The organism is Paenibacillus sp. OK003 (genome assembly GCF_900109515.1).
GTDB lineage: Bacteria > Bacillota > Bacilli > Paenibacillales > Paenibacillaceae > Paenibacillus > Paenibacillus marchantiae.
This window is the reverse complement of the sequence record NZ_FOBD01000037.1, coordinates 1-1,825: the sequence shown is the minus strand read 5'-3', so window position 1 is coordinate 1,825 and position 1,825 is coordinate 1. Positions and strand designations below refer to the sequence as shown.

Below are 1,825 nucleotides of genomic sequence, written 5' to 3'. Positions count from 1 at the left end.
AAGTCCAGCGGTATGATGTCAAGCTCCTAAATGTGTTGAATTGGAAATTCTCCTTAGGAAAAGCATCAGTAGCCGAAAAAAATGGCATCAGCAAAATAAACCCAGTCGAAAATCGGTAAAAATTCCAGATTTTAACTGGGAATTCAGAAGGGCTTTGGCTAATGGAGGCGTTAATCCCTAGCCTTATTCACCTTCCTTCCAGGCGTGTAAAGTTGGCCGTTGCGTAGCAGCGCATCGACCAGACGCACCAGTTTTCTTGCCGTTAGGACGAGTGCACGTTTGTGTTGGTGCTTAGTAACTTCATTACATTTTTTCCGGTAGTACTCACCGAATTCTGGTTCGCGATTTTTTACCGAGTTGGCAGCTTCAACGAGGTAATAGCGAAGGAATCGGTTGCCGGATTTAATGCGTTTGGTTTCTTCGGCTTCGAACGAACCAGACTGGTGTTTACGCCACGTCAGACCGGCGTACTTGGCTAACGCTGCCTGGTCGTCAAAGCGCTCAATGTCGCCAATTTCAGAAAGAATGCCAGCGGCGTAGACCAGATCAATACCCGGAATGGAGCGCAGACATTTGGAGCCCACTATGCCATCCAAAATCTTGGCAATCGCCTTGTCCATATCCTTGAGTTGTGCCTGAATACTTCGAATGGTCTGAATCGATGTGCCGAGCACCAGATCAATGGAATCCTCCATCACTTTAGACAGGCGGTAAGAGGCACGGGCGGCCTTCTGGATACAGCGAGCAACGTTCTCCGGATCGGGGAAGCGATTTTTTCCTTTATCTTTGAGATAATCGGCTAAGTCTGTTACGTCCATACCCGCGATTTCATCGAGACTGAACCTCTCGGAAAGCATCTCCATGATGGCATGGCCAAACACGGAACTGTCGACCTCTGAGCGAAAAGCGTTGCACTTGTAGAACAGGTTTTGCAAAAAGTATTGCTTCTCGCGTGTCAAATTGTGGACCATATGGAACCGCATCCGTGTGAGGCGCTGAAGGGCCAAATATTGCTCCTGCATGACGATGGTGGTCGTCAGTCTGCCAAAGCGCAGGCGGTCTGCAATGATCCAGGCATCAATGCGATCTGTCTTATCCAGGTCAGCATAGGCCGCCTTAAACTTGTTGATGAGCTTGGGATTAATGGTAAACACCTTGGTCTTCCGCTGTTTAAGCGACTCATCCTCATGCAGATACATGGCCGGATGCCAGCTATAAACGGAGGTCGCTTCAAGGCCAATGTGAATCTCGGCAGGTAGCAGCGTATTGGCTAACCTTACAATACGGTCGCGCAGATGCTGAGCACCTGGCAGATTATTGTCCACGCGGAAGGATTCAAGCTGTTCGCCTTCCATGTTCATCAAGCACATGTCGAGATGGTCGCTACTTACGTCAATACCGACAAATAATTTCAAGTGGAATTCCTCCTTTCTATGGGGGATTCGGGGAATTGGACTTTTCGGGATGCCCCCAGCACGCTCGCCGATCAATCACCCTCGCCTATAAGAACTCACTCTGGTCCATGTGCTGCCCCAAACCGCTACGAATGGGCATGGGCTACCAGAGGGAACAGCCAGCGGGTTAGAAGTTCCAAGCGAGTGCCAAGGAAACAGACTTCAGAAGTAGTCAATGCTACAGGAGAGAAAAGAATTTCCCCAAATGAACCCTATTATTCATTGTCCAGGGGCATTCCGAAAAGTCCAGTCCCAAATGTTGTGACATTCAATTTTCAAAGAGCAAACTGGAAATTCACAAGGCGTTCGCCAGTTCCCTCGGGAACTGGTAATTCAGTCAAAACTGCCTTCAAAAAATACTATACGAGGAG

1 protein-coding gene is annotated in these 1,825 nt (G+C 48.7%); it reads right to left on the bottom strand.

Features of this window, described 5'->3' with window-relative positions:
- Positions 1 to 170 precede the first annotated feature (170 nt).
- Positions 171 to 1,415: an IS110 family RNA-guided transposase gene (locus BMW94_RS30015; RefSeq protein WP_091002249.1), complete on the bottom strand. Its 1,245-nt coding sequence runs from the start codon at positions 1,413 to 1,415 to the stop codon at positions 171 to 173.
- Positions 1,416 to 1,825: the final 410 nt, after the last annotated feature.